The sequence below is a fragment of the Bacillus sp. JJ1503 genome (assembly GCF_036965125.1).
Lineage (GTDB): Bacteria > Bacillota > Bacilli > Bacillales > Cytobacillaceae > Cytobacillus.
Genome location: NZ_JBALOZ010000389.1, coordinates 1 through 7,514, shown reverse-complemented (window position 1 = coordinate 7,514; position 7,514 = coordinate 1). Strand labels below are relative to the sequence as shown.

The following is a 7,514-nucleotide window of genomic DNA, read 5'->3' as shown; positions in this document are numbered from 1 at the left end:
TCCTCCTCCAGAGCACTTTCCGAAAGGATGCCGTTTTGCACCTCGCTGCCCACATGCGTTTGATCGATGCCATAGCGAAGCACCTGAGTTAAAGCCAATTAAAGGCTCAAGATCGGCACGCTGCTTTTTACATGTGGAAAAGGAGGCTACACTATGAATGCAACAACCTCATTAGGTAAAAAGGAGCAAGCATACACGAAAGATTCGGAATATATATTAGATGTTAAGGACTTAAGGAAGCATTTTCCTATTAAAGCTGGCTTTTTACAAAGGACCGTAGGGTCTATTAAAGCAGTAGATGGATTGAGCTTTAATGTAAAAAGAGGAGAATCGATTGGAATTGTTGGTGAATCGGGCTGTGGAAAATCAACCGCAGGACGGACACTAATTCGACTGTATGAACCAACTAGCGGGGATATTATCTTTAGAGGTCAGAATATTTCAAAAATGAGCGAAGGAGATCTTCGTCGGACAATCAGAAAAGATATCCAAATGGTTTTTCAGGATCCGTATGCGTCATTAAATCCTAGGAAGACATTGAAATCTATTCTAAGTGAGCCAATGGTTACCCATAATTTATATGGCGGGAAGGAAAGACAGGAGAAAATTCAAGATCTCCTTGATAAGGTAGGCCTTAACCCGCTGTTTATTAATCGATACCCTCATGAGTTTTCCGGTGGACAAAGACAAAGGATTGGGATTGCCAGGGCTCTTGCGGTAAATCCTGATTTAATCATTGCTGATGAGCCTGTGTCCGCACTCGATGTGTCCATCCAGGCGCAAATTATTAACTTAATGGAGGATTTGCAATCGGAATTAGGATTAACATATGTGTTCATATCCCATGATCTAAGTGTCGTTCGTCACATTAGCGACAGGGTTGGGGTCATGTATTTAGGAAAAATCATGGGATTTGCGGGTAAAAAGGATTTGTACGATGATCCGCTTCATCCATATACTCAAGCACTTATGTCAGCCGTTCCAGTACCAAAGAAAAAAGGTGTACAGGCAAGGGAAAGAATTATTCTTAAAGGCGACTTGCCTAGTCCGGCAAATCCGCCCCAAGGCTGTGTTTTCCACACTCGATGTCCTGCAGCAACGGAAATTTGCAGTCAAAGGGTACCTGATTATAAAGAGGTTAAACAGGACCACTTTGTAGCCTGTCACTTATATTAATTTCTGTTATTAAATGCCAGATAAACTCATTCTATGAGATTTATGCATTTAGTATATAAATCTTTGAAGGGGGGCGATATATTTACACTCGTTTCTCTGAAAAAAGGATTTAGATTTAAAAAATAAACCTTAAGGGGGAAAATGAATGAAAAAGCCAGCGTGGTTACTAGTAAGCCTTATGCTAGTATTGTCTATGTTCTTAGCGGCATGTTCCGGCGGTCAGCAGACAACCCAGCCAAAAGAAGAGACACCGGCAAAAGAAGAAACACCGGCAAAAGAAGAGCCAAAAAATGAAGGACCTGTTACAGGTGGAGACCTAGTAGTTGGTTCAACAGGTGCACCAACAATGTTTAACCCTTTATATTCAAACGATGCATCTAGTTCTGATATTGAAGATATGATTTTTAGCAGTTTAACAGGTTCAGATATTGAACTTAATACAGTAACAGAAGGCAATCTTGCTGAGTCATTAGAGGCTTCAGAAGATGGTAAAGAATTTACTGTAAAAATTGTTGAAAATGCAAAATTCCATGATGGTGAGCCATTAGATGCGGATGATGTTGTATTTACATACAGCATTCCATTAAGTCCAGATTATGATGGTGTCCGTAAATCATATTTTGAAAATATCGAGAAGATAGAAAAAATTGACCAATATACTGTTAAATTTACTTTAAAGCAAGTAGATGCTCAATTCCCAGTAGTTAGTCTTGGATTTGGAATTCTTCCTGAGCATATCTTAAAAGATGTTCCGATTGCTGATCTTGGTGAGCATGAGTTTAACACGAAAAACCCAATCGGTTCAGGACCATTCAAATTTTCTGAGTGGAAAGACGGTGAATACGTAAAAGTTGTTGCTAATGATGATTTCTTTGATGGCCGTCCATACTTAGATTCTGTCACTTACAAGCTTGTTCCAGATGCAAACTCAATCCTTGCTCAGCTTCAAGCTGGAGATATTGATTACTATGCAGGTATCGCACAGCCAGACGTTCCAACGGTTGAAAGCTTTGCTGATGCAACTGGACTTCGTTTAGAGTCAGGTTTAGCCCTTTCCTATACTTATCTTGCGTTGAACCAGCGTGACGATAAGTTCAAGGACAAGAAAGTTCGTCAAGCTATTACACATGCAATTGACCGTAAAGCTATTGTTGAAAACGTAATGGCTGGATTAGGTGAAGTTGCACACGTTCCGGAAAGCCCATTAAGCTGGGCATATAATCCAGATGTACCAAAGTTTGAATACGATGTAGAAAAAGCAAAACAAATGTTAGCAGATGCTGGCTGGACTCCTGGTGCTGACGGCATCCTAGAAAAAGATGGCAAGAAATTCTCTGTAGAAGTAAAAACAAACCAAGGAAATAAAGTTCGTGAGGATATCGTTGTTATTCTTCAACAACAATTAAAAGAAGTTGGCATTGAAATCAAGCCTCAAATCGTTGAATTCAGTTCATTAATTGCTGATATCGACCCGGGTGTATGGAATTTTGAAGCAATCGTATTAGGCTGGAGCCTAGGTATTGACCCAGATCCAAGCGGCATTTTCCATACGAAAGAAATTGAGCAAGGCCTTAACTTTACTGGCTACTCAAATCCAGAGCTAGATGTATTAATGGATGAGCAGCTGCAAGAGCTTGACAAAGATAAGCGTAAAGAAATGATTGGAAAAATTCAAGCTGGTCTTGCTGAAGATCAAGCATATACATTCCTATACTATCCGAAAGAATTCCGTGCACTTCCTAAAAATCTAGAAGGCTATGAATTCCATCCGAAGGCTCAAATGTACAATATCCACAAATGGTGGTTAAAACAAGAATAGAATCATTCCTAATAAAAAGTAGGGGATTGGATACCCTTCCCTTACTTTTTATTTTTCAAATACTGAAAATTCTACACGTTAAATTTTAGGTCGTGTATTTTAAATAAACTGAAAGTTAGCGAAAGGGAGAATAGACGATGGTTTCATACATTTTTAGACGAACATTAATGGCTATTCCCTTGTTATTCGGAATTACCATTTTATCATTTGCCATCATAAAAGCGGCACCAGGCGGACCTGTAGCAATGCTTATGGATCCAAAAATGAAGCCGTCGGATAAAGCTAAATTCGAAGAAAAATATGGATTAAACGATCCTATTCATATTCAATATTTTAAATGGCTTGGAAATATGGCAAAAGGTGATTTCGGTGAATCTTTAATTAAACGGGGAACTCCAGTAAGTGAACTTATTCTTAATAGGCTGCCAAATACGCTATTATTAATGGTTGTTTCATTTGCAATTGCGATCATCATTGCTATTCCAATTGGCATTTATTCGGCAATGCGACCCTATTCGCCACTGGATTATACGTTTACAGTCAGCTCCTTTCTCGGGGTTGCAACACCCAACTTCTGGTTAGGACTCATTTTAATTATGTTTTTTTCAGTTAAATTAGGCTGGTTCCCAACTGGGGGAGTGGCAACTTTAAATGCACCATTTAGTATTTGGGACCGTATACATCATTTAATTCTACCAGGCTTTGTTTTAGCGACAGCGGATTTAGCGGCTCTTACACGGTACACAAGATCTTCAATGCTGGATGTCCTAAAGCAGGATTATATCCGTACGGCCATGTCAAAAGGATTCAAAGAAAATAAAGTGGTCGTTAAGCATGGGGTTAGAAACGGTATGATTCCAATTATCACACTTTTTGGTTTAATGCTTCCATCCTTTGTTGGCGGAGCAGCCATAACAGAGAAGGTTTTTGCTTGGCCAGGTCTTGGGCAATTATTTATTGACTCTGCTTTTCTTCGCGACTATCCAGTCATTATGGCGCTAACCGTAATTTCAGCAGTGTTTGTTGTAATTGGAAATTTGCTAGCGGATATTTTGTACGCAATTTTCGATCCGCGTATCGAGTATTAAGGAGGGGTTTATTTGTCACAAATAAATGCGGAAATTTCACAAGATGATTTAAAATTAAACCCCCATTTAAAAAGCAAGCCTGATACTTTAACTAGAATATTTTTCCGAAAATTTATGAAAAATAAGTTGGCTGTTATAGGAGCCATCGTGTTGTTTATTATTATCATGTCATCCATATTGGCTCCAGTCATTGCGCCATATAAATTTGAGGATATGAATTTATTGCATAAGTTAAAAGCGCCGGGTGCGGAATATTGGCTAGGGACAGATCGATATGGACGGGATATTTTCACAAGGCTATTATATGGCGGACGGATTTCTTTACTTGTAGGCTTTGGCTCTGTTGCCGGGGCTCTTATTATCGGGGTTAGTGTTGGGGCAATTGCTGGTTATTTTGGCGGAATTATTGATGCAATGTTAATGAGATTAGTTGATATTGTGATTTCAATACCAAGTCTCTTTTTATTAATCACAGTAGTCTCTATTTTTAAGCCAAGTACTTTTAACTTAATTCTTGTCATTGCTTTAATTAGTTGGACAAGTACTGCAAGGCTTGTGAGAGGGGAGTTTCTAACGTTAAGAACAAGGGAGTTTGTGCTTGCTTCGAAAACGATAGGGACTAAATCTTACAAAATTATTTTTAATCATATATTGCCAAATGCGATGGGGCCAATTATTGTTTCTGCTTCATTGTTAATTGGAAATGTCATTTTGACGGAAGCTGCCTTAAGTTATTTAGGACTAGGTATTCAGCCACCTACTCCTAGCTGGGGAAATATGCTTCAAGATGCACAAGATTTTACAGTTTTGAAAACAGCACCTTGGTATTCTTTTTTCCCGGGCTTGCTCATATTGATTACTGTTTTATGCTTTAACTTTATCGGAGATGGTCTCCGAGACGCCTTAGATCCAAAAACCCAAGATTAAAGATGAAAAGTCTCTGCCTGATTTTTACATAGGGGAGGCTTTTATTTTTTGTTTATTTATCGTTGTACTGTTTGAAATATTTCCCTCCCTCTTACTAAATTAGGAATAATTTTACTTCCCTCTGCCCATACTGAGTGACAAATAGCTTGTTGAAGCGGGGGGTAAAAGATGTTATATCTTCACGATGTTTGGGTGAACTGGTTTGAAGGAGAAGAAAATGGATATAATGTTTGCCACTTTCATGAATGGCGTAAAGAAGATGGGGTAGAACTTTTAGACCAAGTACCATTAATCAAAATTGATTCTGTTCTGTTTAATTACATTGAAAATGATTTATCGGAATTGCCTCAACAACTGTTAGATGATATTTATCAAAAGGCTTATTTAAGGAAGAATCATGAGCGTGTCCAATTAGACTATTGTTTTGTTGTATCAGATGGAGAGGGAATATTAGCAGTTGATACGATCGGCTACAATATTCCTATTCGAAAAAGCAGGCTCATTCCAAGACAGGAACAACTAGCCTATGAAATGCTTTCTAATCATGATGCCACACCATATTCCTTTAATGATCAAAGGGCATTAAAGAATTTTCATATTCTTTCTCCCTCACCTGAATTGATGGCTGGGCTTACTAGAAAAGAAAGACAATTAAAGCAACTCATGTTTATGGCGCTAGATCAGCTTTATTCTTCCAAAAATGTAGCTGAAGTCCGTTATTGGTATACCGAGTGGAGTCCAGAAAGTTATAAGGCTATTCAGCAAATGGCTTTTGAGGAGGCTTGGCTTCAGTTATTTGAACAGAGCAAATATGGATGGACGAACAAGCATGAGCAATTCTGTGAAAACTTAATTAAAGGGCAGCCATTTTTTGAGAAATTATGGGAAATGGAGCACGGTCCTAAAGTAAATTAAGAAGAAAGCAAAAAAATCTATCATCAACGTGATAGATTTTTTTAGCTTTTATCTTCTTTTTCTTCCTAGCCCCATTGCATTTTCCATCTTTTTTAGCATTTTATTGGCAACTGCTGCAGCTTTTTCAGCACCCTGATCTAGGATGTCATCGAGCTCGTTTGATTCCATAAGGGCATAGTATTTTTCTTGAATAGGTTTGATTTCATTTATGACTACTTCAGCTAAATCAGATTTAAAATCTCCGTACCCTTTTCCTTCATACATGTTTTCAATTTCACTAATTTCTTTACCGGAAAAAATCGAATAAATCGAAAGAAGATTAGATACACCAGGTTTATTTTCTTTATCAAATTTCACGATTCCTTCAGAATCGGTTACAGCGCTTTTTATTTTCTTTTCAATTTGTTTAATATCATCAAGAAGGGTAATAGAAGCCTTCTTATTTGGATCGGACTTGCTCATTTTTTTAGTTGGCTCTTGAAGTGACATAATGCGAGCCCCAACCTTAGGGATTCGTATTTCAGGAATTGTAAATATTTCACTGTATTTTTTATTAAATCTTTCTGCCAAATCACGAGTTAATTCTATATGCTGCTTTTGATCCTCTCCAACAGGAACGAGATCAGAGCTATATAGTAGAATGTCAGCAACCATTAAAGGCGGATACGTTAATAACGCGGAAGGAACCGCATCTCTTCCAGCAGCTTTGTCTTTGAATTGTGTCATTCTTTCAAGCTCCCCAATATAGGAAATACATTGCATCATCCATCCGGCTTGTGCATGAGCAGGTACTTCGGATTGTATGAAAAGGGTAGCTTTTTCTGGGTCAATCCCAACGGCTAAATAGAGTGCTGCTAAGCTTCGAATATTATTTCTTAGCTCCAATCTGTCTTGCGGGACTGTGATCGCATGCTGATCCACAATACAAAAATAACAATTATACTCATCTTGCAGTTCAACAAATTGCTTGAGGGCACCAATATAATTCCCTAGTGTAATGGTACCGCTTGGCTGTATGCCAGAAAAGATCGTTTTCTGAAAAAGAGACAGTACAAAAGATTAAGGCTCTAATATTAATTCTATGATAAAATTTTTGGACAAAAAAAGACCATTCATCCCTAATAGATAGGGACGAATGGTCCGCGTTGCCACCCTAATTACTCAATATGAGTCACTCTTTACTATGCTTAAAGCGCGCATAGAACCCCCTGTAACGTGAGGAGACGTCATTCGTTTAATAATAGAGGGCTCAAAAGTCCATTCGATCTACATGGTTACCTGTTTCCACCATCCACAGGCTCTCTTGAAACCAAAGTAAATGTACTACTCTTTCTCATAGCCGATTGCAATTATTTTATTACTCTTAAGAATATAACAAATGAAATAAATAATCAAGAGTAGCACACAATAAATTTAAACAGAAATCATTATATTCAGAAAGTTCTTTTTTCTAGAGGGTATAAAAATCGACAAAATACCGCAAAAAAATTACTTTTTTTAAATTTTTTTATTGGTCTAAAAACTCCCATTTTATAAGTACTTTCTGTATAAATAAATTAATAGATTGCTATATTCGAAACAATCTGGAC

General features: G+C 37.7%; 7 protein-coding genes and 1 other annotated feature. Of the genes, 6 read left to right on the top strand and 1 reads right to left on the bottom strand.

All coding sequences use genetic code 11. The features are described 5' to 3' along the window. From V7149_RS23495 to V7149_RS23470, 6 genes are all read left to right on the top strand, one after another. Positions 1-157: oligopeptide/dipeptide ABC transporter ATP-binding protein (locus V7149_RS23495; RefSeq protein ID WP_335348002.1), on the top strand; the 157-nt coding region annotated here is incomplete at its 5' end. Next, positions 154-1,176 (top strand): ABC transporter ATP-binding protein, encoded by a 1,023-nt coding sequence (locus tag V7149_RS23490; protein WP_335347996.1) that lies wholly within the window; start codon positions 154-156, stop codon positions 1,174-1,176. The genes V7149_RS23495 and V7149_RS23490, both read left to right, overlap by 4 nt. A 145-nt stretch (positions 1,177-1,321) precedes the next feature. Next, positions 1,322-2,995 carry a peptide-binding protein gene (locus tag V7149_RS23485; protein ID WP_335347995.1) on the top strand — a complete coding sequence of 558 codons (1,674 nt, stop codon included), beginning with the start codon at positions 1,322-1,324 and terminating at the stop codon, positions 2,993-2,995. Between the two features lie 137 nt (positions 2,996-3,132). Further along, a complete protein-coding gene (locus V7149_RS23480) occupies positions 3,133-4,083 on the top strand; it encodes an ABC transporter permease (RefSeq protein ID WP_335347994.1) in 951 nt (316 codons plus the stop codon). A gap of 21 nt (positions 4,084-4,104) precedes the next feature. After that, a complete protein-coding gene (gene opp4C, locus V7149_RS23475) occupies positions 4,105-5,010 on the top strand; it encodes an oligopeptide ABC transporter permease (RefSeq protein WP_438824151.1) in 906 nt (301 codons plus the stop codon). A gap of 168 nt (positions 5,011-5,178) precedes the next feature. After that, positions 5,179-5,925, top strand: a complete 747-nt coding sequence (locus V7149_RS23470; RefSeq protein ID WP_335347992.1) for a YjbA family protein — start codon at positions 5,179-5,181, stop codon at positions 5,923-5,925. A gap of 48 nt (positions 5,926-5,973) precedes the next feature. Here the strand turns inward: V7149_RS23470 and trpS are convergent, their stop codons facing one another. Beyond that, a complete protein-coding gene (gene trpS / locus V7149_RS23465; RefSeq protein WP_335348001.1) occupies positions 5,974-6,975 on the bottom strand; it encodes a tryptophan--tRNA ligase in 1,002 nt (333 codons plus the stop codon). A gap of 74 nt (positions 6,976-7,049) precedes the next feature. Next, positions 7,050-7,271, bottom strand: a binding site (T-box leader). Positions 7,272-7,514: the final 243 nt, after the last annotated feature.

What these genes read in the sequence shown, in the direction of transcription:
- V7149_RS23490 (WP_335347996.1), top strand. Translation starts at nt 154, where the DNA reads ATGAATGCAACAACCTCATTAGGTAAAAAGGAGCAAGCATACACGAAA.
- V7149_RS23485 (WP_335347995.1), top strand. Translation starts at nt 1,322, where the DNA reads ATGAAAAAGCCAGCGTGGTTACTAGTAAGCCTTATGCTAGTATTGTCT.
- V7149_RS23480 (WP_335347994.1), top strand. Translation starts at nt 3,133, where the DNA reads ATGGTTTCATACATTTTTAGACGAACATTAATGGCTATTCCCTTGTTA.
- V7149_RS23470 (WP_335347992.1), top strand. Translation starts at nt 5,179, where the DNA reads ATGTTATATCTTCACGATGTTTGGGTGAACTGGTTTGAAGGAGAAGAA.